Origin of the sequence: Enterobacter cloacae complex sp. P6RS (assembly GCF_014982245.1) — a bacterium.
Lineage (GTDB): Bacteria > Pseudomonadota > Gammaproteobacteria > Enterobacterales > Enterobacteriaceae > Enterobacter > Enterobacter bugandensis.
Genome location: NZ_JADCLB010000027.1, coordinates 19,253 through 41,909, shown reverse-complemented (window position 1 = coordinate 41,909; position 22,657 = coordinate 19,253). Strand labels below are relative to the sequence as shown.

The 22,657-nt window shown below is 57.4% G+C and carries 18 protein-coding genes; 8 read left to right on the top strand and 10 right to left on the bottom strand.

Annotated features, from left to right (window positions below; translation table 11 throughout):
* The first annotated feature begins 97 nt into the window (after positions 1 to 97).
* Positions 98 to 538, top strand: coding sequence for a type III secretion system invasion protein IagB (iagB, locus tag INF73_RS18840; protein WP_048959679.1), 441 nt, complete (start codon positions 98 to 100; stop codon positions 536 to 538).
* A gap of 133 nt (positions 539 to 671) precedes the next feature.
* Positions 672 to 2,492 carry a chitinase gene (locus INF73_RS18835; protein WP_193540362.1) on the top strand — a complete coding sequence of 607 codons (1,821 nt, stop codon included), beginning with the start codon at positions 672 to 674 and terminating at the stop codon, positions 2,490 to 2,492.
* Positions 2,493 to 2,603: 111 nt separating this feature from the next.
* Here the strand turns inward: INF73_RS18835 and INF73_RS18830 are convergent, their stop codons facing one another.
* The 4 genes from INF73_RS18830 to poxB form a co-directional block, all read right to left on the bottom strand.
* On the bottom strand, positions 2,604 to 3,617 hold the full coding sequence (locus tag INF73_RS18830) for an NAD(P)-dependent oxidoreductase (RefSeq protein WP_028012536.1): 1,014 nt from the start codon (positions 3,615 to 3,617) through the stop codon (positions 2,604 to 2,606).
* A 91-nt stretch (positions 3,618 to 3,708) separates the two neighbouring features.
* Entirely contained in the window at positions 3,709 to 5,145 is a 1,437-nt protein-coding gene (locus INF73_RS18825; RefSeq protein WP_045261794.1) for an SDR family oxidoreductase, read from the bottom strand.
* Between the two features lie 10 nt (positions 5,146 to 5,155).
* A complete protein-coding gene (ltaE, locus tag INF73_RS18820; RefSeq protein WP_193359481.1) occupies positions 5,156 to 6,157 on the bottom strand; it encodes a low-specificity L-threonine aldolase in 1,002 nt (333 codons plus the stop codon).
* 38 nt (positions 6,158 to 6,195) lie between these two features.
* Positions 6,196 to 7,914 carry a ubiquinone-dependent pyruvate dehydrogenase gene (gene poxB, locus INF73_RS18815; RefSeq protein ID WP_193359482.1) on the bottom strand — a complete coding sequence of 573 codons (1,719 nt, stop codon included), beginning with the start codon at positions 7,912 to 7,914 and terminating at the stop codon, positions 6,196 to 6,198.
* Positions 7,915 to 8,065: 151 nt separating this feature from the next.
* Between poxB and INF73_RS18810 the strand changes: the two genes are divergently transcribed.
* On the top strand, positions 8,066 to 8,500 hold the full coding sequence (locus INF73_RS18810) for a DoxX family protein (protein ID WP_193540364.1): 435 nt from the start codon (positions 8,066 to 8,068) through the stop codon (positions 8,498 to 8,500).
* Positions 8,501 to 8,774: 274 nt separating this feature from the next.
* Here the strand turns inward: INF73_RS18810 and hcr are convergent, their stop codons facing one another.
* From hcr to aqpZ, 4 genes are all read right to left on the bottom strand, one after another.
* Positions 8,775 to 9,743, bottom strand: coding sequence for an NADH oxidoreductase (hcr, locus tag INF73_RS18805; RefSeq protein ID WP_193540366.1), 969 nt, complete (start codon positions 9,741 to 9,743; stop codon positions 8,775 to 8,777).
* Between the two features lie 10 nt (positions 9,744 to 9,753).
* Positions 9,754 to 11,406 (bottom strand): hydroxylamine reductase, encoded by a 1,653-nt coding sequence (hcp, locus tag INF73_RS18800; RefSeq protein WP_041910645.1) that lies wholly within the window; start codon positions 11,404 to 11,406, stop codon positions 9,754 to 9,756.
* Between the two features lie 144 nt (positions 11,407 to 11,550).
* Positions 11,551 to 12,450, bottom strand: a complete 900-nt coding sequence (locus INF73_RS18795; RefSeq protein WP_028012543.1) for a lysine exporter LysO family protein — start codon at positions 12,448 to 12,450, stop codon at positions 11,551 to 11,553.
* Between the two features lie 180 nt (positions 12,451 to 12,630).
* Positions 12,631 to 13,326, bottom strand: coding sequence for an aquaporin Z (aqpZ, locus tag INF73_RS18790; protein ID WP_028012545.1), 696 nt, complete (start codon positions 13,324 to 13,326; stop codon positions 12,631 to 12,633).
* 291 nt (positions 13,327 to 13,617) lie between these two features.
* On the opposite strand from aqpZ, the gene INF73_RS18785 reads away from it, so the two are divergent.
* Complete coding sequence (locus INF73_RS18785; protein ID WP_041910643.1) at positions 13,618 to 15,276, top strand: ATP-dependent endonuclease; 1,659 nt, start codon at positions 13,618 to 13,620, stop codon at positions 15,274 to 15,276.
* Here the strand turns inward: INF73_RS18785 and INF73_RS18780 are convergent.
* Positions 15,273 to 16,229 (bottom strand): VirK/YbjX family protein, encoded by a 957-nt coding sequence (locus INF73_RS18780; RefSeq protein ID WP_047368198.1) that lies wholly within the window; start codon positions 16,227 to 16,229, stop codon positions 15,273 to 15,275. The genes INF73_RS18785 and INF73_RS18780 overlap by 4 nt on opposite strands.
* 159 nt (positions 16,230 to 16,388) lie before the next feature.
* On the opposite strand from INF73_RS18780, the gene macA reads away from it, so the two are divergent.
* Positions 16,389 to 17,504 carry a macrolide transporter subunit MacA gene (gene macA / locus INF73_RS18775; RefSeq protein ID WP_041910641.1) on the top strand — a complete coding sequence of 372 codons (1,116 nt, stop codon included), beginning with the start codon at positions 16,389 to 16,391 and terminating at the stop codon, positions 17,502 to 17,504.
* Positions 17,501 to 19,441 (top strand): macrolide ABC transporter ATP-binding protein/permease MacB, encoded by a 1,941-nt coding sequence (gene macB / locus INF73_RS18770; RefSeq protein ID WP_193540369.1) that lies wholly within the window; start codon positions 17,501 to 17,503, stop codon positions 19,439 to 19,441. Before macA ends, macB begins: the two co-directional genes overlap by 4 nt.
* Positions 19,442 to 19,511: 70 nt before the next feature.
* On the opposite strand, the gene cspD is transcribed toward macB, so the two are convergent.
* The gene (gene cspD, locus INF73_RS18765; RefSeq protein ID WP_006809408.1) at positions 19,512 to 19,733 is read right to left on the bottom strand and encodes a cold shock-like protein CspD; all 222 of its coding nucleotides are present in this window, start codon (positions 19,731 to 19,733) and stop codon (positions 19,512 to 19,514) included.
* A gap of 267 nt (positions 19,734 to 20,000) precedes the next feature.
* On the opposite strand from cspD, the gene clpS reads away from it, so the two are divergent.
* Together clpS and clpA are read left to right on the top strand one after the other, a co-directional pair.
* Positions 20,001 to 20,321: an ATP-dependent Clp protease adapter ClpS gene (gene clpS / locus INF73_RS18760; protein WP_006174393.1), complete on the top strand. Its 321-nt coding sequence runs from the start codon at positions 20,001 to 20,003 to the stop codon at positions 20,319 to 20,321.
* A gap of 27 nt (positions 20,322 to 20,348) precedes the next feature.
* The gene (gene clpA / locus INF73_RS18755) at positions 20,349 to 22,628 is read left to right on the top strand and encodes an ATP-dependent Clp protease ATP-binding subunit ClpA (protein ID WP_028012550.1); all 2,280 of its coding nucleotides are present in this window, start codon (positions 20,349 to 20,351) and stop codon (positions 22,626 to 22,628) included.
* Positions 22,629 to 22,657 lie beyond the last annotated feature (29 nt).

The window sequence follows — 22,657 nt, the reverse complement described above, 5'->3', positions numbered from 1 at the left end:
CCCAATAAATGCTCCCCCCTTATTGGGGGGAGCAATTCAAACTTCATTTTACAGGATGTTGGCCAGGAGAAATAACCGAAAATGTCAGCAGGTAAAAATGAAAAAGTTCATCTTGTTATTATTGATAATAAGCCACGGCGCACTGGCAAACTGTTGGAATAACGCCGCGCACTATTATCATGTCGATCCTTATTTGCTGTACGCCATCGCTAACGTTGAATCGGGGATGAACCCGTATGCGGTAGGGCAAAATCATGATGGCACACGCGATGTCGGATTAATGCAAATAAACAGCTCACACTTTACGGAGCTTGAGAGAAAAGGCATTGATGAGTATCGGTTGATGGCCGAACCCTGTACCTCAATTATGGTGGGAGCGTCGATTCTCTCAAACATGATTAAGGTCTACGGTTATAACTGGGAAGCAGTAGGGGCTTATAACGCCGGATTAAAAAGAGAGAACTATCCGCAGCGTATGATGTATGCCCACAAAGTCTGGAAAAAATATCAGGAATTGAAATTAGCAGCGCGTTATTAACGTTTTTTATTTTTGAAGAATTCCTTTTGGTGTTCTTCGAAAAGTGAAAACAGCTGTCTGTGGTTTATTTATTAATGGATTAATACATAAACCGGGATTCTTTTTTTAATCTTACTGAAACAGGAATATTGAAATGAACAAAAGGACGTTACTGAGTGTACTTGTTGCTGGTGCTTGCGTTGCACCTTTTATGGCGCAGGCTGCCTCTTTGCAGGCGACCACCGGCGAGCCGTACACCATGAAAGCCAGCGATCTGGCGAAGAAAGAGCAGGAGCTCACTAACTTCCCGCTGATGACCTCCGTTAAAGAGACGATTCAGACCCTTGATAACGCGCAGGTCGAAATGATTGAGCCAGGTCGTGCGGCGAACCCGGACAACGTTAAGCGCGTGGAAGGGATCGTGAAGGCCAGCGACTGGGATTATCTCTTCCCGCTGCGCGCTCAGGCCTATACCTACAGCAACTTCCTGAAAGCCGTAGGTAAATTCCCGGCGCTGTGTAAGACCTATAACGACGGTCGCGACAGCGATGCGATCTGCCGCAAAGAGCTGGCCACCATGTTTGCCCACTTTGCCCAGGAAACCGGCGGACACGAAAGCTGGCGTCCGGAAGCCGAGTGGCGTCAGGCGCTGGTCCACGTGCGTGAAATGGGCTGGAGCGAAGGCCAAAAGGGCGGCTATAACGGCGAATGTGACCCGAAAGTATGGCAGGGCCAGACCTGGCCGTGCGGTAAGGATAAAGACGGCGACTTCCTGAGCTACTTCGGTCGCGGCGCGAAGCAGCTGTCCTACAACTACAACTACGGTCCGTTCTCCGAAGCAATGTACGGCGACGTGCGTACCCTGCTGGATAAACCTGAGCTGGTGGCGGATACCTGGCTGAACCTGGCGAGCGCGATCTTCTTCTTCGCCTACCCGCAGCCGCCAAAACCAAGCATGCTGCAGGTTATCGACGGCACGTGGCAGCCGAACGATCATGATAAAGCCAACGGTCTGGTCCCTGGCTTCGGCGTGACCACCCAGATCATCAACGGCGGCGTAGAGTGCGGCGGCCCGACTGAAATCGCTCAGTCTCAGAACCGTATCAAGTACTACAAAGAGTTCGCGAACTACCTGAAAGTGCCTGTTCCGGCCAATGAAGTGCTGGGCTGTGCCAACATGAAGCAGTTCGACGAATACGGTGCCGGTGCCCTGAAGATTTACTGGGAACAGGACTGGGGATGGAGCCCGGATACGCCAAACGGTTCAACCTATGCGTGCCAGCTGGTGGGCTACCAGACGCCGTTCAGCGCGTTCAAAGAGGGCGACTACACCAAGTGCGTGCAGAAGTTCTATAACGTGAATATCGTGAATGACGACGGTTCTGCGGTGAAGCCGGACGAAACCCCGGTCACACCAACGCCTACGCCATCTGAAGACGTCACGCCGACCCCAGCGCCAACGCCGGATGAAACCCCTGCTGAACCTGTTGCGGTGAACCACGCGCCGGTTGCGCAGATTGCGGGTCCAATCGGTGCAGTTGAAGCGGGCGCACAGGTGTCTCTGAGCGCGGAAGGCTCTACCGACGCGGACGGCAACAAGCTGACCTACACCTGGCATTCTCAGGATGGCCAGACTGTGACCGGCGAAGATAAAGCGGTGGTGACCTTCAAGGCGCCTGAGTCCGCAACGGCGCAGCAGATTGAAATCAGCCTGACCGTCAGCGATGGCGAGCTGAGCAATACCACCACTTACCTGCTGAACGTTAAAGCGAAAGCGGCAACGCCATCAGGTGACGAAGGTGCTTACCCGGCGTGGAGCGCGAACAGCAAGTACAACGCAGGTGATATCGTGAACAACCACGGTAAACTGTTCCAGTGCAAACCGTTCCCGTACAGCGGCTGGTGTAACAACGCCCCAGCATACTATGAACCAGGCGCAGGTCTGGCATGGGCTGATGCCTGGACGGCTCTGTAAAAGCAAACGGCAACCGAAAGGTTGCCGTTTTAGTATTTGCACTTTCCCCTCACCCCGGAGGGGCGAGGAGATGTAGGCCCGGTAAGGCGAAGCCGCCACCGGGCAAAAAGGCTAGCGGTGCAACTTCCCGTGATCCCGTAACCACGCCGCCGTGCGCACAATGCCTTCATCCAGCGTCACAATCGGCTTATACCCCAGCTCAGTCTCCGCGCGCGTGATATCCAGCGTAAAATCAAAGTTAAGCTTCGATACGCCGTAGTGCGTCAGCGCGGGCTCTTTGGCGGATTTACTGCCAAAACGCTCCATGCTGCGGGCGATCATGTCCAGCATCGGGTAGGGCACGGAACGGATACGGCAGTCGATCTGCAGTTCATCAATCAGCCGCTGCACAATGCTGCGCAATGTGCACGGTTCACCGTTGGTGATGTTATAGGCGCGACCGGAGATAAGCTTGTCGCAGTCCGGCTGGCTTGCCAGCCACATGGCGTGGACGGCATTTTCGTAATAGGTCATGTCCACCAGCGCATCGCCGCCGCGCGGCAGCAGCACGCTGCCGTAGTGGTGCATCATCTGCGCCAGACGCGGAATAAACACTTTGTCGTGCGGTCCGAAGAGGCTCTGCGGGCGCAAGACGGTAAAACGGGTATGCGGGTTTGACTGCGCCAGCAGGTCGATCACCTCTTCGCTGGCCGCCTTGCTGCGGGCAAACTCGCAGGCAAAGCGAGCAGGGCGGAAGTCTTCCTGCACGTCGCGATGGTGGTGATAATCGAAATAGAGCGACGGGGAGGAGATATGGATAAAGTTACGCACGCCCCAGGCGACGGCCCATTCGCCCAGACGACGCGTGGCGCGCACGTTGGCGAGATCGAAGGCTTCCTGGGTTCCCCACGGGGAGGTAAAACTGGAGCAGTGCCACAGCGTGTCGATACCGGCGAGCATCACCTTCGCCTGCGAGGAGACCAGCTCCGTCAGGTCGGCATGGACGAACTCCGCGCCCATTTTTTGCAGCAGTTTCCCCATCGCTTCGTTGCGACCGGTGGCCCTGACGCTGATGCCCTTGTTGCGCAGAAATTCGACCGCATTTCGGCCTAAGCCGCTGGTCGCCCCGGTAACCAGTACCTTCATATCAATCCACTGTGTTGAAAAGAATTTCGTGCGCATTCTTTCGTGAATTACGATGTGTTGCAATGGGAAAGGTGAAAGAAAGAGGGTTTTATTAACTTATTTTCGTCTTTTGTTCTGCCAGTTGCGCAATGCGTTTTGCCATACCCCGGAAGATAAACAGATGGGCGGGGATCATAAACAGCCAGTAGAACAGACCCGGCATCCCGTGTGGGTGCCACCAGGCGCGAACGTCCAGTTCCCGATGGTCGCCTTTGTCCTTGAGCGTAAAGCAGAGCCGCCCCAGCCCCGGCGCCTTCATGCCGAACAGTAGCGCCAGCTGTTTTTCCGGCTCGACGACGATCACCTTCCAGCTGTCGACCGCATCGCCTGGCTTAAGATACGGATGCGCCGGGCGGCCTTTCGCCAGCCGGTGACCGACCAGCAGATCCATCGCACCGCGCGTCTGCCAGAGGATATTGCCGAAGAAATAGCGCTCTTTGCCGCCGATCTGGTTCACCACCTCCCACAGCGCGTGAAGGCTGGCAGAGGTTTTTACCGTGCAGCCCGCCTGCTTCGGGTAATACCCGTACTCGGGGCGCCAGCGGGCAAAGGCCTGCGCGTCGTAGCCCCAGTCGCTGGAGTTCACCAGCTTCTCTTCTTCTTTCAGCGTATGGCGCACCGCGTCGTCAAAGCGGATCAACGCCTGGGGGATCAATGCGCGCAGCGCGCGATCGTCCGCCAGCAGATCGTGCTTTAGCCCCTGGATCAGTGCTTTGGCAGTCGTCGGGGGAACCGAGGTGATCACATTCAAAAACCACACTGAAATCCAGCGGGTCGGGAAGGGGATGGGGATCAGCCAGCGGCGGCGTCCGCTGACGCGCATGAAATGTTCGAACTGCTCCTGATAGCTCAGCACTTCCGGGCCTGCCGCCTCCAGCACGCGGTGTTGCTCTGCCGGGTGATCCAGCAGGGCCACCAGATAGTGGAGCAAATTCTCCAGCGCAATCGGCGTGGTGCGCGAGCGCACCCAGCGCGGCGGGGTCAGCACCGGCAGGTTGTAGACCATATCGCGCATTACTTCGAAGGCGGCGGAACCCGCGCCGACGATGATCCCGGCGCGCAGTTCGGTGACGGGAATATTCGCCCCGCGCAGCGTGTCTGCCGTCAGTTGGCGGGCGCGCAGATGGTCGGACTGCTCGTGTTCGGGTGCCTGGAGCGAGCTTAAAAAAATCACCTGCTTAACCGGGGTTTGCAGCAGGGCATCGCGGACGTTCATCGCCACCTGACGCTCGTGGGCGATAAAATCCCCGCCTTCGCCCATGCTGTGGACCAGGTAGTAAAGCGTGTCGACCCCTTCCAGCAGCGCGGGGAGTTCCTTCGGCCAGTTGAGATCGACGTTGTGACAGGTCACGCCAGGCAAACCAAGCTTTTGCAGGCGCTCGGTATTGCGTGCCGCTGCCCGCACCTGATGCCCCTGCTGGCTTAATGCAGTAGTGAGGTGCTGACCGATATATCCGCTGGCGCCAAGCACCAGAATACGTTGCGGCACGTGATACTCCTTAACCCTGTAAAAACGCCTGCCAGTGTTTTACCACGTCCGCCAGCTGTTCGCGGCTTACGTCGAGATGCATCACCAGGCGCACGACCGGGGAGGCGTTGATCAGCACGCCACGCGCTTTCATAAATTCACCCAGCGCAGCGGCGTGCTCGTCGCCCACGCGCACAAAAAGCATGTTGGTGTCGTGACGCATCACGTCCGCGCCGATCTCGCGCAGCTGCGTTGCCATCCACGCGGCGTTGTCATGATCGTCCTTGAGGCGCGCCAGGTTATTTTTTAATGCGTACAGTCCGGCAGCCGCCAGAATGCCCGCCTGACGCATGCCGCCGCCGGTCATTTTACGCCAGCGGTTGGCGCGCTTGATGTAGTCTGCGCTGCCGACCAGCAGCGAACCCACCGGCGTACCCAGCCCTTTTGAGAGGCAAATGGTGAACGAGTCGCAATATTGCGTTATCTCTTTTAGCTCGCAGCCGTACTCCACCACGGCGTTAAAGATGCGTGCGCCGTCGACGTGCAGGCCGAGGTTGCGCTCGCGAGTGAATTCCCACGCTGCTTTCAGGTATTCGCGCGGCAGCACTTTACCGTTGTGGGTGTTTTCGAGGCTGAGCAGCCTGGTGCGGGCGAAGTGAATATCGTCAGCTTTGATTTTTGCCGCGACTTTATCCAGCGGCAGGGTGCCGTCCGGCGCGGCGTCAATCGGCTGCGGCTGGATGCTGCCAAGCACCGCCGCGCCGCCAGCTTCGTACAGGTAGTTATGCGCACCCTGGCCGACGATATACTCTTCACCGCGCTCGCAGTGGCTGAGCAGCGCCACCAGGTTAGCCTGCGTGCCGGTCGGCAGGAACAGCGCGGCCTCCTTGCCGCTCAGCTCTGCCGCATAGCGCTGCAGTTCGTTGACCGTCGGGTCATCGCCGTAGACGTCGTCCCCGACCGGGGCGGCCATCATCTCTTCGAGCATGGCGCGGCTCGGGCGGGTAACGGTATCACTACGCAAATCAATCATTTCACATCCCTTTATTTTAAGAGGTCATGCGAAACGTTTTACCTGAGCCAGTTGGTTTTTGCCAGTTCGATCACTTCGTCACCGCGCCCGCTGATGATGGCGCGCAGCATGTAGAGGCTAAAACCTTTGGCCTGTTCCAGCTTGATCTGCGGCGGGATCGCCAGCTCTTCTTTGGCGACGACGACGTCAACCAGTACCGGACCGTCGATGGAGAAGGCGCGCTGCAGGGCTTCATCCACCTCTGAGGCTTTCTCCACGCGGATGCCGGTGATGCCGCACGCTTCGGCGATGCGGGCAAAGTTGGTGTCGTGCAGCTCGGTGCCATCCGTGAGATAGCCTCCTGCCTTCATCTCCATCGCCACGAAGCCCAGCACGCTGTTGTTAAAGACCACGATTTTCAGCGGAAGCTTCATCTGCACCACCGACAGGAAATCCCCCATCAGCATGCTGAACCCGCCGTCGCCGCACATCGCCACAACCTGACGCTCCGGTGCCGTCGCTTTTGCCCCCAGCGCCTGCGGCATGGCGTTGGCCATCGAGCCGTGGTTGAACGAGCCGAGCAGGCGACGTTTGCCGTTCATCTTCAGGTAGCGCGCCGCCCAGACGGTTGGCGTGCCGACGTCGCAGGTAAAAATAGCGTCGTCGTCCGCAAAATGGCTGATCTGCTGCGCCAGATACTGCGGATGAATGGCTTTGTCGCTCGGTTTGGCGAGATCGTCCAGCCCCTTGCGCGCGTCGCGGTAGTCGCCCAACGCCTTATCAAGGAATTTGCGGTCGGTTTTCTCTTCCAGCAGCGGCAGCAGGGCGGCAAGGGTGGATTTAATATCGCCCACCAGCGCCATATCGACCTTGCTGTGCGCGCCGATGCTGGCCGGGTTGATATCAATCTGAATGATTTTGGCATCCGTCGGATAGAACGCGCGGTACGGGAACTGGGTGCCGAGCAGGATCAGCGTGTCGGCGTTCATCATGGTGTGGAAGCCGGAAGAAAAACCGATCAGCCCGGTCATGCCCACATCGTACGGGTTATCGTATTCGACGTGCTCTTTGCCGCGCAGGGCGTGGACGATGGGCGCTTTGAGCTTACCGGCAAATTCCAGCAGCTCTTTATGCGCGCCCGCACAGCCGCTGCCGCACATCAGGGCGATGTTGCTGGAGTAGCGCAGCAGCTGCGCCAGCTTTTTCAGCTCCTCTTCGGCTGGCGTTACCACCGGCTGCGGAGCGTGATACCAGTGGGTGCTGGCCCCTTCAGGCGCAGCCTTGAGCGCCACATCTCCCGGGATAACGACCACGGAAACGCCACGGTTTAGTACGGCTTTGCGCATGGCGATCGCCAGCACCTGCGGGATCTGCTCCGGGGATGAAACCAGCTCACAGTAGTGGCTGCATTCACGGAACAGCTCCTGCGGATGCGTCTCCTGAAAATAGCCGCTGCCGATTTCGGAAGAGGGGATATGGGCGGCAATCGCCAGCACCGGCACGTGGTTACGATGGCAGTCGAACAGGCCGTTGATCAGATGCAGGTTGCCAGGCCCGCACGAGCCTGCACACACGGCCAGTTCTCCTGTGAGCTGCGCTTCGGCACCGGCAGCGAAGGCAGCGACCTCCTCATGACGGGTCGGCATCCATTCGATGGTTTTCATCTTGTTCAGGCTGTCGCTAAGCCCGTTCAGGGAATCGCCGGTCACGCCCCAGATACGTTTTACGCCAGCCTGTTCAAGCGTTTTCGCTATATATGCAGCCACGGTTTGTTTCATGGTTGTCCGTCTCCTTTTTGTGATATCGCTTACAAGCTTAGAAGAAAGTCACTGTATTGCCCGTCAAATCCCCCCATTTAAAAGGTGCTTTTCACGCGCCACGCTTCGGCATAATCTGGTGATGCCTCAGTGAAAACAGGAATCATTTCAAATGGTTAAATCATTGTTAATTACTGTTAATGAAAAGCTATCGTGCGACGATCTTGGCAAACTCTTGTTACGACTTGCCGTCGGTGGGCTGATGCTTTTTCACGGTTTGCATAAGCTGTTTGGCGGCGTGGGTTTTATCAGCGGCATGCTGGTAGAGAAAGGGCTGCCGGGATTTATTGCCTACGGCGTGTTGATTGGCGAAGTGGTGGCACCGATCCTGATTATTGTCGGGCTCTTTACGCGCCCGGCCGCGCTGGTGCTGGCGTTTACGATGATCGTGGCATGGCTGATGGTGGGAGTGGGTGAAACGTTCGCGCTCGATAAGGTTGGGGCATGGGCGATTGAAAGTCTGGTGTACTTCTTTGTTGGCTCGCTGGCGGTGGCGTGTTTAGGGGCAGGGCGGTTTGCGTTAGGGAAAGCGCCTGCGTGGCAATAAAGCTGGGTACTGAAAATATAAGGGTCTCTGGCCTCTTTTTATTGGTGGTTTTTAACTCTTTGATTTTATTAAGCGGAATTATTTGTGATGAAAAAGGGTTTAAGGGGTATTTTTTAGGGGAATTCTTTATCTGACAAGGTGATAGGTGTAGATTGTTCCAGTTCACTGCCGTACAGGCAGCATGCACAACGTAGGCCGGGTAAACGCAGTGCCACCCGGCAAAAAAGCCCGGTGGCGCTGACGCTTACCGGGCCTACGATCGAACGTTTATTGCTTATGCGAGGACCAAATCCCCCTGCGGGTGGCACGAGCACGCCAGCACGTAACCCTCGGCAATTTCCGCGTCGGACAGCATCATGGTGCTGGTGACGGTATATTCCCCGGAAACCACTTTCGTTTTACAGCAGCCGCACACGCCCGCACGGCAGGCCGCGACTACCGGCACCTTGTTGCTTTCCAGCGCTTCCAGCAGCGTGGTGCCCACGCTGCCAAAGAAGGTCTGTGCGGGCTGCAGTTTGGTGAACTGAATCCCGCTGGTTGCCGCTTCCGCCACCGGCGTGAAGAACCGCTCTTTGAAGAAGCGGGTCACGCCAAGCGCTCTAACTTCTTTCTCCACGATATCCATGTACGGCGCCGGGCCGCAAGTCATCACGGTACGGTTCGCAATGTCCGGCACGCTTTGCAGCAACTCGCGGCTCAGGCGACCGGGCACAAAACCGTGGGTCGCGTTGTGTTCCGCCACCAGCGTCACCGGATAGTCACGCCACTCACCGGCAAAAATCACATCTTCCGGAGAGCGCACGCTGAAGATTGTCTGCACGTCGGCCTGCGGGCGGTTCTTCGCCAGCCAGCGGCGCATCGACATGATCGGCGTTACGCCGCAGCCCGCCGCCAGCAGCAGGAATTTATCGTCTGCCTTGTCGTCACAGGTGAAATCCCCCTGCGCGTCAGACAGCCAGATGTAATCCCCGCGCTTCACGTCACGGGTCAGCCACTGGGAGCCTGCACCGTCATCAATGCGGCGGATAGTGAGCGTAATGTACTCGCTCACGCCCGGCGTGGAGGAGATCGTATAGGCGCGAAGCGTGTCCGCCGAGTTGCGAACGCTGACCAGCGCATACTGGCCCGCACGGTACGGATAGTAGTCGTGGCAGAGCAGCGACAGCGTCCACACATCCGGCGTCTCCTGATGGATGTGATGAACCTGCATCCGCCACGGACATTGTGAGGTTGGCATGGTCATGAATCGCTCCTTACGCGCTCAGCAGTTGCTTCATATCATCTTCAACGTTGGTCACGGAACGCAGACCGAATTTCTCGTTCAGCACCGCCAGCAGGTCCGGCGTCAGGAAGCCTGGCGCCGTCGGGCCGGTTACGATGTTGGTTACGCCCAAAGAGAGCAGGGTCAGCAGGATGACAATCGCTTTCTGCTCAAACCAGGAGAGCACCAGCGACAGCGGGAGGTCGTTCACGCCGCAACCGAGTTTTTCCGCCAGCGTGACCGCCAGAATGATGGCCGAGTAAGCATCGTTGCACTGGCCTGCATCAATCAGGCGCGGCAGGCCTTCGATGTTGCCGAAGTCCAGCTTGTTGAAACGGTATTTACCGCACGCCAGGGTCAGGATCAGGCAATCATCCGGCACGCTGGTGGCGAAATCGGTGAAGTAGTTACGCTCGCCGCGCGCGCCGTCGCATCCCCCAACGAGGAAGATGTGGCGCAGCTTTTCACGGCTGACGAGGTCAATCAGAGAATCTGCCGCACCCAGCAGCGTTTCACGACCGAAGCCAACGGTGATCAGATGTTCGATTTCGCTGTACGGGAAGCCCGCCATCTGCTGCGCCTGCTCGATAACCGGACCGAAATCGTCGCCTTCAAGGTGGCTCACGCCCGGCCAGCCGACGATGCTGCGGGTCCAGATGCGGTCGTCATACGCGCCCACGGTAGGGTCGATGATGCAGTTGGAGGTCATCACGATAGGGCCAGGGAAGCGGGCGAACTCTACCTGCTGATTCTGCCAGCCGCTGCCGTAGTTACCCACCAGATGCTTGAACTTGCGCAGTTCCGGGTAGCCGTGGGCGGGCAGCATTTCGCCGTGGGTATAGACGTTAACGCCGGTGCCTTCGGTCTGCTTCAGCAGGTTGTAGAGATCTTTCAGGTCGTGGCCGGAAATCAGGATGCATTTGCCTTCGGTCGCTTTGACGTTGACCTGCGTCGGGGTTGGATGACCGTAAGTGCTGGTTTCACCGGCATCAAGAATGCTCATGACCCTGAAGTTCATCTGGCCGATTTCCATTGCGCACTCGAGCAGGGCGTTCATGTCGGAAGGCCAGGTGCCGAGCCACGCCATAATTTTGTGGTACTGGGCGTAAATGTCGTTATCTGACTTCCCGAGAACGTGCGCGTGTTCCATATAGGCCGCTGCACCTTTCAGGCCGTACAGGCACAGCAGACGCAGGCCGAGGATGTTCTCGCCAATCGCCGCTTTGTCCTTATTAGGGGTAAATTCTGCGGCCTGGCGCTGTAGCTCGCCCAGGTCGTCGCTCACCAGCTGAAGCTCCGCCATTGGGTTGTCCACGCGGGCACTGGTATCGGCATTCAGGCACTGCGCTTTCAAAGCTTCGCGCAGGGCAATCGCTTCGCGGGCATAGCCGACGATGCGAGGAGAATCGAAGTTGACGTTAGTCAGCGTGGAGAAAAACGCGCGCGGCGCGAAGCTGTCGACGTAATGGTCGACGATGCCGTATTCACGGGCTTTGAAGGCCCAGGCGGAAAGACCATGCAGGGCGGCTATCAGCAGATCCTGAAGGTCTGATGTTTCTGCGGTTTTACCGCACATACCCTGCGCGTAAGAGCAGCCGTTGCCTGCCGGGGTACGGATGGTTTGTTCACATTGCACACAAAACATAATCACACCTGTAAAAGTTATATTTAATATACATGTTTAAGGGTATGCCTGTGCCAGAACGGTGAAAAGAGCTTTCTGCGACAAAATAGAGGGAGATTGATTTAGCGCAATTTTGGCGGCAGGAGCCCTACCGCCACAGAGGTATCAGGCAGAGAAAAACGCCATCAGGACGGGAACCAGCAGGCTCAAAATAAAGCCGTGAACGATGGCTGCGGGCACCATCTCCAGCCCGCCCGAACGCTGGAGGACCGGCAGGGTAAAGTCCATCGACGTGGCGCCGCACAGGCCCAGTGCCGTCGAGCGGCTGCGGCGAACCAGACCCGGGATCAGCATGATGGCAATCAGCTCTCGCGCCAGATCGTTAAAGAAGGCGGCGCTGCCGATCACCGGGCCGAAGGATTCGGTCAGCAGAATACCGGAGAGGGAGTACCAGCCAAACCCGGAGGCCATCGCCAGGCCGGTTTTTAGCGGCAGATCGAGAATAAAGGCATTAATCACGCCCGCGACCATGGAGCTGACGACAACCATAACGGCAACGATCATTCCCCGACGGTTCAGGACAATCTGTTTCAGCGTCATGCCGTTATTTCGCAGCTGAATACCAATAAGGAACAGCAGGAAGATCAGGGTATATTCGCTGGCGTCCGTCGCGTGCTGCAAAAAAGTCCATCCGGTAAGGCCCAGAAGAAATCCAAGCACCACGACGCCGCAGAGCTTTAATGATTCCAGCGCCATTGCAATTCGGGAGGGAAGCTTTTCCTGGTGGTGATTATTTTTCCACGGAATAGTGCGTTCCAGCCACAGCAGGGCGGCAATATTGCACAGCAAAATAACCACCACGGTGACCGCAGAATAATGCAGGATGGAAAGTAAATTTGTCGCCAGATTATCCAGGAAGGCCAGGCTGATCCCCATAAAGAACAGAATGACGTAAACAATCCAGCTGAGAAAACGGTTAATAAGCTTTAAGGCCGATTCATGACGCAGCGGAATAAGATAGCCCACAATCAGGGGCAGCAGAATAATGAGGAGTCCTGAAAACATGAACAGCCGGTCCTTTTGAGTTTCTGTTAAGCGCCAGAGACACTACCCAATAAAGGCTGCTCAGTAAAGCGGCAAAAGAAAGCCGGGCGGTGGCTACGCCTTACCCGGCTTGTGTCTATGTGGGGGTGCGGCCTGTTGCCCTCACCCCGGCCCTCTCCCACGGGGAGAGGGAGGGAAAGATTAATCGCGTTTTTCCAGCAGAGTGCGGTACAGCACGCCGCCCAGAATACCGCCGACGATCGGCATCACCCAGAACAGCCACAGCTGTTCAAGCGCCCAGCCGCCCTGGAAAATGGCGACGGCGGTGCTGCGCGCCGGGTTAACGGAGGTGTTGGTAACCGGAATGGAGATCAGGTGGATCAGCGTCAGCGCCAGACCAATGGCGATGGGCGCGAAGCCTGCAGGCGCGTGTTTGTCGGTTGCACCGTGGATCACCAGCAGGAAGCCTGCGGTCAGTACAATTTCAATTACAATGGCAGAAAGCATGGAATAACCGCCCGGAGAGTGTTCGCCGAAGCCGTTAGAGGCGAAGCCGCTGGCCGCCGCGTCAAAGCCTGCTTTACCGCTGGCAATGACGTACAGCACGCCCGCCGCAATAATACCGCCAACCACCTGCGCCACGATGTAGCCAATAACCTCTTTCGCCGGGAAACGCCCGCCCGCCCATAAGCCTAATGTCACCGCCGGGTTAAAATGACCGCCGGAAATATGCCCCACGGCGAAAGCCATGGTTAATACGGTTAAGCCAAATGCCAGCGCGACGCCGACAAAACCAATACCTAATTCCGGGAATGCTGCTGCCAGAACGGCGCTACCGCAGCCACCAAATACCAGCCAGAATGTACCAAAGCATTCTGCTGCCAATTTTCTAAACATAACCACCTCAAAATAATTTTCCACGCGTTTTCCCGCGCGCGGGATATATCGCCATAAAGGGATGACGACTCAAAGAGCCCGTATTTTAAAAACCAACAACATCCCTTCGCCACTTAAATAAATTCGGTTAATTTGATTTAAGGCAATGTGATGTCAATCCTTGTTCAACTCAGCGGTAAATAGAGCATAGTTCAAATCCCGCAAGGGTGAATGTTCTGCTGTCGTGCCAGGGTTCCTGCCGCTATACTGCTGATAACTTAAAGGAAAAAGTGATCATTTCGCGGGGGATCTATGCTTCTCGAACGTGTGGAAATTGTCGGGTTTCGCGGTATTAACCGCCTGTCGCTGCAGCTGGAGCAGAACAACGTCCTGATCGGCGAGAACGCGTGGGGTAAGTCCAGCCTGCTTGATGCGCTGACGCTGCTGCTTTCACCCGAAGACAAGCTGTATCACTTCGTCCACGATGATTTCTGGTTCCCGCCCGGCGATATCGCGGGCCGCGAGAAGCACCTGCATATCATCCTGACGTTCCGTGAATCCGAACCCGGCCGTCACCGCGTGCGTCGCTTCCGCCCGCTGTCGCCCTGCTGGGTGCCCTGCGACGACGGTTTCCACCGGATTTTCTATCGGCTGGAAGGTGAGATGGCGGAAAACGAGGGGGTACTGACCCTGCGTGAATTCCTCGATGAGAAAGCCAACCCGATTCCGCTGGAGAATATCGACGATCTGGCGCGTCACCTTATCCGCCTGACGCCGGTGTTACGCCTGCGCGATGCCCGCTTTATGCGCCGTATTCGTAACGGCACCGTACCGAATATGCCGGAGGTGGAAGTCACCGCCCGCGAGCTGGATTTCCTGGCGCGAGAGCTGGTGTCGCGTCCGCAAAACCTCACCGATGGTCAAATTCGTCAGGGGCTGTCGGCGATGGTGCAACTGCTGGAGCACTATTTTTCCGAGCAGGGCACCTCGGAGTCGCGCCATCGTTTGATGCGCCGCCGTTCTCATGATGAACAGCGCAGCTGGCGCTATCTCGACATCATCAACCGGATGATCGACCGGCCCGGCGGGCGTACCCATCGGGTGATTTTGCTGGGGCTGTTTTCAACGCTTCTGCAGGCGAAGGGCACCGTGCGTCTTGACCGGGATGCCCGCCCGCTGCTGCTGGTGGAAGATCCGGAAACGCGCCTGCACCCCATCATGCTCTCCGTGGCGTGGCACCTGCTGAATCTGCTGCCGCTCCAGCGGATTACCACCACCAACTCCGGTGAGCTGCTATCGCTGACGCCGGTGGAGCACATTTGCCGTCTGGTGCGCGAGTCCTCCCGCGTATCCGCGTACCGCCTCGGGCCCGGCGGGATGAACGCCGAAGACGGGCGGCGAATCGCGTTTCATATACGCTTTAATCGCGCCTCGTCGCTCTTCGCCCGCTGCTGGCTGCTGGTGGAGGGGGAAACGGAGACCTGGGTCATCAACGAACTGGCGCGCCAGTGCGGCCACCATTTTGATGCAGAAGGTATTAAGGTGATCGAATTTGCCCAGTCGGGATTAAAACCGCTGATAAAATTTGCCCGCCGAATGGGAATTGAATGGCATGTGCTGGTGGACGGCGACGAAGCGGGGAAAAAATATGCCTCAACCGTGCGCAGCCTGCTGAACAACGAGCGGGAAGAAGAACGGGACCATTTAACGATGCTGCCCGCGATGGACATGGAGCATTTTATGTACCGTCAGGGCTTTGACGATGTATTCCACCGCATTGCGATGGTGCCGGTCGACGTCCCGATGAACATGCGGCGCGTGATCGCCAAAGCTATTCACCGTTCGTCGAAACCGGACTTAGCCATTGAAGTGGCGACGGAAGCGGGAAGGCGGGGCGTAGAGGCGGTTCCGACCCTGCTGCGGAAAATGTTCTCCCGCGTGCTGTGGCTGGCACGCGGAAGGGCGGATTAACGTTCGGTCGCCTGTTTCACCTGCTGAATCAGGCTATCCAGCAGCGCGTAGCGGCGACGGTATTCGGCGCGTTTTTTGCTCGCGATCTCTTCCACGGGTTTACGCGGCATGGCAAGCGGCAGCATAAAGTGGCCGCTCTCCTGTTTTTCCCCACCGAGGGAACTCCAGAAGCCGTCGTAATCGGCCAGCAGTTTTCCCTCTTTTTTCTTGCGGTAGCGCCAGCTGCGATAAATATGGGTGGCATTACTGACGGCAACAATCTGCACGACCGGGAATGCGGCGCCGAACGTCATGGCGGCTTCAACCAGCAGGCGTTTCGGGAACAGACCGTGGCAGGCCTTCGTCGCTTTCTGGATCAGCTCATGGGGAACATGCGCTTTCGCGCCCTGCAAACCGCCGATGAACAGCGTCGATTTACCTTCAAACTGGCAGAGCGTAAAGGTTAGCTCCGCCAGCACCGTATTCTGAACGTCGCAGAAGGTGAGGGTGGCCTCTCCCTCTTTATCCAGGAACGCATCGGCACACAGGCGGACGGTAAATTGCTGTTCATCTTTCCCGGTTAAGGTCAGCAGCGTAGTCCCCTGCGTCGAAAGATAGCCCTTCAGGAGCGTGGCCGGGAGCTGGCGGCTCATGGCCTGATAGTGCCAGTTCAGGGATTCCAGCGCGTGCTGGCGATCCATCTTCACCGTCAGCCAGGGACGATGAAGCCGACACGGCAAACCGGGCTGCACCTGCAGCATCTGCATCAGACGCGGCTGCTTAGCGAGGTTTGTTAACAGGCGAGACGTGCTCACGGGCGTCGCCAGAGAACGCAGCATGAACTTACGGCGATAGGCGGGGTTCTGCCATGCAAGGCCGGGCGCGATCTTGCCAAACGCCAGGTTTTTGAAGAGTTGCCAGCCGGATGTCGGCTGCGTCAGGTTTGGAAGAGGTGTATCGACGATAGAAGACATGATAAATCCTGAGTCTTTTGGAATACCGCTATTTCAGCAGGGGAAATATCAACGTCTTGTAAACAAATTAGGGTGATTTCGGAGAACAGGGGTTTCGTTAAGGAGTCGTTTAGATAGAATCAACGTTTATTATTGCCAGAACATTTATTTGGAATATTTATGAACCTCAAGGGAAAACGCAGAACGCTGTTTCTGCTGCTGGCGCTGGTGATTGTAGCCGGTGGATTCTGGTTATGGCAGGTGCTTAACGCGCCTGTGCCGCAGTACCAGACGCTGATCGTTCGTCCGGGTGAACTGCAGCAAAATGTCCTTGCGACGGGCAAACTTGATGCGCTGCGCAAAGTTGACGTCGGCGCTCAGGTCAGCGGCCAGCTGAAAACGCTGTCGGTAGAGATTGGCGACAAGGTGAAAAAAGGCCAGCTGCTTGGCGTTATCGATCCCGAGCAGGCTGAGAACCAGATCCGCGAAGTGGAAGCGACGCTGATGGAGCTGCGCGCGCAGCGTGCGCAGGCGCAGGCAGAGCGTAACCTGGCACAGGTGACGCTGACCCGCCAGCAGGCGCTGGCGAAAACCCAGGCTATCTCGAAACAGGATTTAGACACCGCCGCGACTGAACTGGCGGTGAAACAGGCGCAGATTGGCACGATCGACGCGCAAATCAAGCGTAATCAGGCCTCGCTGGATACGGCGAAAACCAATCTTGATTACACAAAGATCGTCGCGCCGATGGCCGGGGAAGTGACGCAAATTACCACGCTGCAGGGCCAGACGGTGATTGCCGCCCAGCAGGCGCCAAACATTCTGACGCTGGCGGACATGAGCACCATGCTGGTGAAGGCCCAGGTCTCCGAGGCAGACGTGATCCATCTTAAGCCGGGGCAGAATGCCTGGTTTACCGTACTCGGCGATCCGCAGACCCGCTACGAAGGCGTGCTGAAAGACATTCTGCCGACGCCGGAAAAGGTTAACGACGCCATTTTCTACTATGCGCGTTTTGAAGTGCCAAACCCGAAGGGCGTGCTGCGCCTGGACATGACCGCGCAGGTGCACATCCAGCTGACCGGCGTGAAGAACGTGCTGACCGTTCCGCTCTCCGCGCTGGGTGAATCCGCCGGGGACAATCGCTACAAGGTGAAAGTGCTGCGCAACGGTGAAACGCGCGAGCGCGAGGTGGTGATTGGCGCGCGCAACGACACCGACGTGGTGGTGGAGAAAGGGCTGGAAGAGGGCGAGGAGGTTGTTGTCAGCGAAAGCCTGCCCGGAGCCGCTAAATGACCGCGCTGCTTGAGCTGAAGGACATTCGTCGCAGCTATCCGTCCGGCGACGGCCCGGTGGAGGTGCTGAAAGGCATCTCCCTGAGCGTGGAGGCGGGCGAGATGGTAGCGATTGTAGGCGCGTCGGGTTCCGGTAAATCGACGCTGATGAACATTCTCGGCTGTCTGGATAAACCCACCAGCGGTACGTACCGCGTGGCCGGGACGGACGTCTCGACGCTCGACGGCGACGCGCTGGCGAAGCTGCGCCGGGAACACTTTGGCTTTATCTTCCAGCGTTACCACTTGCTCTCTCACCTGAGCGCGGCGCAGAACGTGGAGGTTCCCGCGGTGTATGCGGGCGTTGAGCGGAAGAAACGCCTTGAGCGCGCGAAGGCGCTGTTAACGCGTTTGGGGCTGGCGGAGCGGGTGGAGTACCAGCCGTCGCAGCTGTCCGGCGGCCAGCAGCAGCGCGTGAGTATTGCCCGCGCCCTGATGAACGGCGGGCAGGTGATCCTCGCGGATGAACCGACCGGGGCGCTCGACAGCCACTCCGGCGAAGAGGTGATGGCGATCCTGCACCAGCTGCGCGATCAGGGCCACACGGTGATTATCGTTACCCACGATCCGCAGGTAGCGGCGCAGGCCGAACGCATTATAGAGATCCACGACGGCGAGCTGGTGAGCAACGCGCCGCCGCGTGAGTCCCGCGCGGCGGCACCGAAGGAAGCGCTGCCTGCGTCGACCGGCTGGGCGCAGTTCTCCAGCGGCTTTCGTGAAGCGCTGACCATGGCCTGGCTGGCGATGGCGGCCAACAAAATGCGCACCCTGCTGACCATGCTCGGCATCATTATCGGTATCGCCTCGGTGGTGTCGATTGTGGTGGTGGGCGACGCGGCCAAGCAGCTGGTGCTGGCGGATATCCGCGCCATTGGGACCAACACCATTGACGTTTATCCCGGCAAAGACTTCGGCGACGACGAGCCGCAGTATCAGCAGGCGCTCAAGTATGACGATCTGGCGGCGATTCAGAAGCAGCCGTGGGTGAACTCCGCTACGCCTGCGGTCTCGCAAAACCTGCGTCTGCGCTACGGCAACATCGACGTGGCGGCCAGCGCCAACGGCGTGAGCGGCGACTACTTCAACGTCTACGGCATGACCTTCAGCGAAGGCGCCACCTTCAACGCCGAGCAGCTGGCGGGGAGGGCGCAGGTGGTGGTGCTGGACGCCAACTCGCGCAGGCAGCTCTTCCCCAATAAAGCGAACGTGGTGGGCGAAGTGATCCTCGTCGGCAACATGCCTGCCACGGTCATTGGCGTGGCGGAAGAGAAGCAGTCGATGTTCGGCAGCAGCAAGATCCTGCGCGTCTGGCTGCCGTATACCACCATCTCCGGGCGGATTATGGGCCAGTCGTGGCTTAACTCCATCACCGTGCGCGTGAAGGAGGGCTACGACAGCGCGCTGGCGGAACAGCAGCTGGAACGGCTGTTAACGTTGCGCCACGGGAAGAAGGATTTCTTCACCTGGAATATGGACGGCCTCTTGAAAACGGCGGAAAAGACCACACGTACTCTTCAGCTGTTCCTGACGCTGGTGGCGGTGATCTCGCTGGTCGTTGGCGGTATCGGGGTGATGAATATCATGCTGGTGTCGGTAACTGAACGCACCCGGGAGATTGGCATCCGCATGGCGGTTGGGGCCAGGGCCAGCGACGTGCTTCAGCAGTTTTTAATTGAAGCGGTGCTGGTATGCCTGGTGGGCGGCGCGATGGGCATTGCGCTCTCGATGATGATTGCCTTTGCGCTCCAGCTCTTTTTACCCGGCTGGGAGATTGGCTTCTCGCCGATGGCGATACTCACCGCGTTTTTGTGTTCCACCTTTACCGGGATTTTGTTTGGCTGGCTGCCTGCGCGCAACGCGGCGCGGCTGGATCCGGTGGACGCGCTGGCTCGGGAATAACCCGAAAATAAAAATGCCAGCCGATCGGGCTGGCATTTTGACTGCGTGATGTACACAATAAAACAGAGAGCTATGCAACCGTTTCTGCTTCAACGGGTACGATTAGGCTTGCATGATTGCCTTTTGGTCCCTGGTGTACATCGAACCGGACGGACTGCCCGGCTTTGAGCGTCCTGTAACCATCCATCTGAATGGTGGAATAGTGAGCGAAGATATCTTCGCCGCCGCCTTCGGGGCAGATGAAGCCAAACCCCTTGGCGTTGTTGAACCACTTAACAGTACCCATTTCCATGCTTCGACATCCTTCGTAAATCTTATAAATTAAGATGGAATGAACCGGTGGTGGAGTGGGGGCTGTTCAAAACCTCGCCATCTCACGCTTGTACAATTTAGATAAACGAAAGACGTCGTCAAGCGTTTGGCGCTGGAGTTGGGACAATAATCAACCAAAGTTTGAAGCAGTTAACGCTATTGCAACAGTTTGTGACAGACATCGCGGATGACAGTAATAGATGATTGTTATCTAACATCTGAGGTAGATTCAAAGTGGTTATGCAAAATGGGTAAGACCAACGACTGGCTGGATTTTGACCAGCTGGCGGAAGATAAAGTGCGCGACGCGCTAAAACCGCCATCTATGTATAAAGTTATGTTAATGAACGATGATTACACGCCGATGGAATTTGTTATTGACGTGCTACAAAAGTTCTTTTCTTATGATGTAGAACGTGCAACGCAACTGATGCTTACCGTTCATTATCGTGGCAAAGCTATCTGCGGCATTTTTACCGCCGAAGTGGCGGAAACCAAAGTGGCGATGGTGAACGACTATGCGAGGGAGAACGAGCATCCGTTGCTGTGTACGCTGGAAAAGGCCTGATAAGGCATAAAATTGGGGGAGGTGCCTATGCTCAATCAAGAACTGGAACTCAGTTTAAACATGGCTTTCGCCAGAGCGCGTGAGCACCGACATGAGTTTATGACCGTCGAGCATTTACTGCTCGCACTGCTTAGCAACCCATCTGCCCGCGAAGCGCTGGAAGCCTGCTCCGTGGATCTGGTGGCGCTACGTCAGGAACTCGAAGCCTTCATCGAACAAACCACACCGGTGCTGCCAGCCAGTGAAGAGGAGCGCGACACGCAGCCGACGCTCAGCTTCCAGCGCGTGTTGCAGCGCGCGGTATTCCACGTCCAGTCTTCCGGACGTAGCGAAGTGACTGGCGCAAACGTCTTAGTCGCCATCTTCAGCGAGCAGGAGTCACAGGCTGCCTATCTGCTGCGCAAACACGAAGTCAGCCGCCTCGACGTGGTTAACTTTATTTCTCACGGAACGCGCAAAGACGAGCCTAACCAGGCATCGGATTCCAGCAATCAGGTCAATAACAATGAAGAGCAAGCAGGCGGGGAGGATCGTATGGAAAACTTCACCACCAACCTTAATCAGCTTGCTCGCGTTGGCGGCATCGACCCGCTGATTGGCCGCGATAAAGAGCTGGAGCGTGCGATTCAGGTGCTGTGCCGTCGCCGCAAGAACAATCCGCTGCTGGTGGGCGAGTCAGGCGTGGGTAAAACGGCGATTGCCGAAGGTCTTGCCTGGCGCATTGTGCAGGGCGACGTGCCGGAAGTGATTGCCGACTGCACCATCTACTCGCTGGATATTGGCTCGCTGCTGGCGGGCACTAAATACCGCGGTGATTTTGAAAAACGCTTCAAGGCGCTGTTGAAACAGCTGGAGCAGGACACCAACAGTATCCTGTTTATCGATGAGATCCACACCATCATCGGCGCAGGTGCGGCTTCCGGTGGCCAGGTGGATGCGGCAAACCTGATCAAACCGCTGCTTTCAAGCGGCAAGATCCGCGTGATGGGCTCCACGACGTACCAGGAGTTCAGCAACATTTTTGAGAAAGATCGCGCGCTGGCGCGTCGTTTCCAGAAAATCGACGTCACCGAGCCGTCGGTTGACGAAACGGTGCAGATCATCAACGGCCTGAAAACGAAGTACGAAGCGCACCACGACGTGCGTTACACGGCGAAAGCGGTGCGTGCGGCGGTGGAGCTGGCGGTGAAATACATCAACGACCGTCACCTGCCGGATAAGGCGATTGACGTGATTGATGAGGCCGGGGCGCGTGCGCGCCTGATGCCGGCCAGCAAGCGTAAGAAAACCGTTAACGTGGCGGATATCGAGTCCGTGGTCGCCCGCATCGCGCGTATTCCTGAGAAGAGCGTTTCTCAGAGCGATCGCGATACGCTGCGCACCCTCGGCAATCGCCTGAAAATGCTGGTCTTTGGTCAGGATAAAGCCATTGAGGCCTTAACCGAAGCGATCAAGATGGCCCGTGCCGGACTGGGGCATGACCACAAGCCCGTTGGTTCCTTCCTGTTTGCCGGCCCGACCGGCGTGGGGAAAACCGAGGTGACGGTTCAGCTCTCCAAAGCGTTGGGCATTGAGCTGCTGCGCTTTGATATGTCCGAGTATATGGAGCGTCACACCGTCAGCCGTTTGATTGGTGCACCTCCGGGCTACGTGGGCTTTGACCAGGGCGGCCTGCTCACTGACGCGGTGATCAAGCATCCGCATGCGGTCCTGCTGCTCGATGAAATCGAGAAAGCGCATCCGGACGTGTTCAACATCCTGTTGCAGGTGATGGACAACGGGACGCTGACCGATAACAACGGGCGCAAGGCGGACTTCCGCAACGTGGTGCTGGTGATGACCACTAACGCCGGGGTACGTGAAACCGAGCGCAAATCCATCGGCTTGATCCACCAGGATAACAGCACCGATGCGATGGAGGAGATCAAGAAGATCTTCACGCCGGAGTTCCGTAACCGTCTGGACAACATTATCTGGTTCGATCACCTGTCTACCGAAGTGATCCACCAGGTCGTAGACAAGTTCATCGTCGAGCTGCAGGTTCAGCTGGATCAGAAAGGCGTGTCGCTGGAAGTGAGCCAGGAGGCCCGCAACTGGCTGGCCGAGAAAGGCTACGACCGTGCGATGGGCGCCCGTCCGATGGCGCGCGTGATTCAGGATAACCTGAAGAAACCGCTCGCGAACGAGCTGCTATTTGGCTCGCTGGTAGACGGCGGTCAGGTGACCGTGGCGCTGGACCAGGCGAAGAACGAACTGACGTACGATTTCCAGAGTGCGGCGAAGCACAAGCCGGAAGCGGCTCACTGATTTCTTACGTAGGTCTAAAAACCGGGCAA

Excerpts from the sequence above, each read along its gene's own strand:
- iagB (WP_048959679.1), top strand. The coding sequence starts at position 98 with ATGAAAAAGTTCATCTTGTTATTATTGATAATAAGCCACGGCGCACTG.
- INF73_RS18835 (WP_193540362.1), top strand. The coding sequence starts at position 672 with ATGAACAAAAGGACGTTACTGAGTGTACTTGTTGCTGGTGCTTGCGTT.
- INF73_RS18830 (WP_028012536.1), bottom strand. The coding sequence starts at position 3,617 with ATGAAGGTACTGGTTACCGGGGCGACCAGCGGCTTAGGCCGAAATGCG.
- ltaE (WP_193359481.1), bottom strand. The coding sequence starts at position 6,157 with ATGATTGATTTGCGTAGTGATACCGTTACCCGCCCGAGCCGCGCCATG.
- poxB (WP_193359482.1), bottom strand. The coding sequence starts at position 7,914 with ATGAAACAAACCGTGGCTGCATATATAGCGAAAACGCTTGAACAGGCT.
- INF73_RS18810 (WP_193540364.1), top strand. The coding sequence starts at position 8,066 with ATGGTTAAATCATTGTTAATTACTGTTAATGAAAAGCTATCGTGCGAC.
- hcr (WP_193540366.1), bottom strand. The coding sequence starts at position 9,743 with ATGACCATGCCAACCTCACAATGTCCGTGGCGGATGCAGGTTCATCAC.
- hcp (WP_041910645.1), bottom strand. The coding sequence starts at position 11,406 with ATGTTTTGTGTGCAATGTGAACAAACCATCCGTACCCCGGCAGGCAAC.
- INF73_RS18795 (WP_028012543.1), bottom strand. The coding sequence starts at position 12,450 with ATGTTTTCAGGACTCCTCATTATTCTGCTGCCCCTGATTGTGGGCTAT.
- aqpZ (WP_028012545.1), bottom strand. The coding sequence starts at position 13,326 with ATGTTTAGAAAATTGGCAGCAGAATGCTTTGGTACATTCTGGCTGGTA.
- INF73_RS18785 (WP_041910643.1), top strand. The coding sequence starts at position 13,618 with ATGCTTCTCGAACGTGTGGAAATTGTCGGGTTTCGCGGTATTAACCGC.
- INF73_RS18780 (WP_047368198.1), bottom strand. The coding sequence starts at position 16,229 with ATGTCTTCTATCGTCGATACACCTCTTCCAAACCTGACGCAGCCGACA.
- macA (WP_041910641.1), top strand. The coding sequence starts at position 16,389 with ATGAACCTCAAGGGAAAACGCAGAACGCTGTTTCTGCTGCTGGCGCTG.
- macB (WP_193540369.1), top strand. The coding sequence starts at position 17,501 with ATGACCGCGCTGCTTGAGCTGAAGGACATTCGTCGCAGCTATCCGTCC.
- cspD (WP_006809408.1), bottom strand. The coding sequence starts at position 19,733 with ATGGAAATGGGTACTGTTAAGTGGTTCAACAACGCCAAGGGGTTTGGC.
- clpS (WP_006174393.1), top strand. The coding sequence starts at position 20,001 with ATGGGTAAGACCAACGACTGGCTGGATTTTGACCAGCTGGCGGAAGAT.
- clpA (WP_028012550.1), top strand. The coding sequence starts at position 20,349 with ATGCTCAATCAAGAACTGGAACTCAGTTTAAACATGGCTTTCGCCAGA.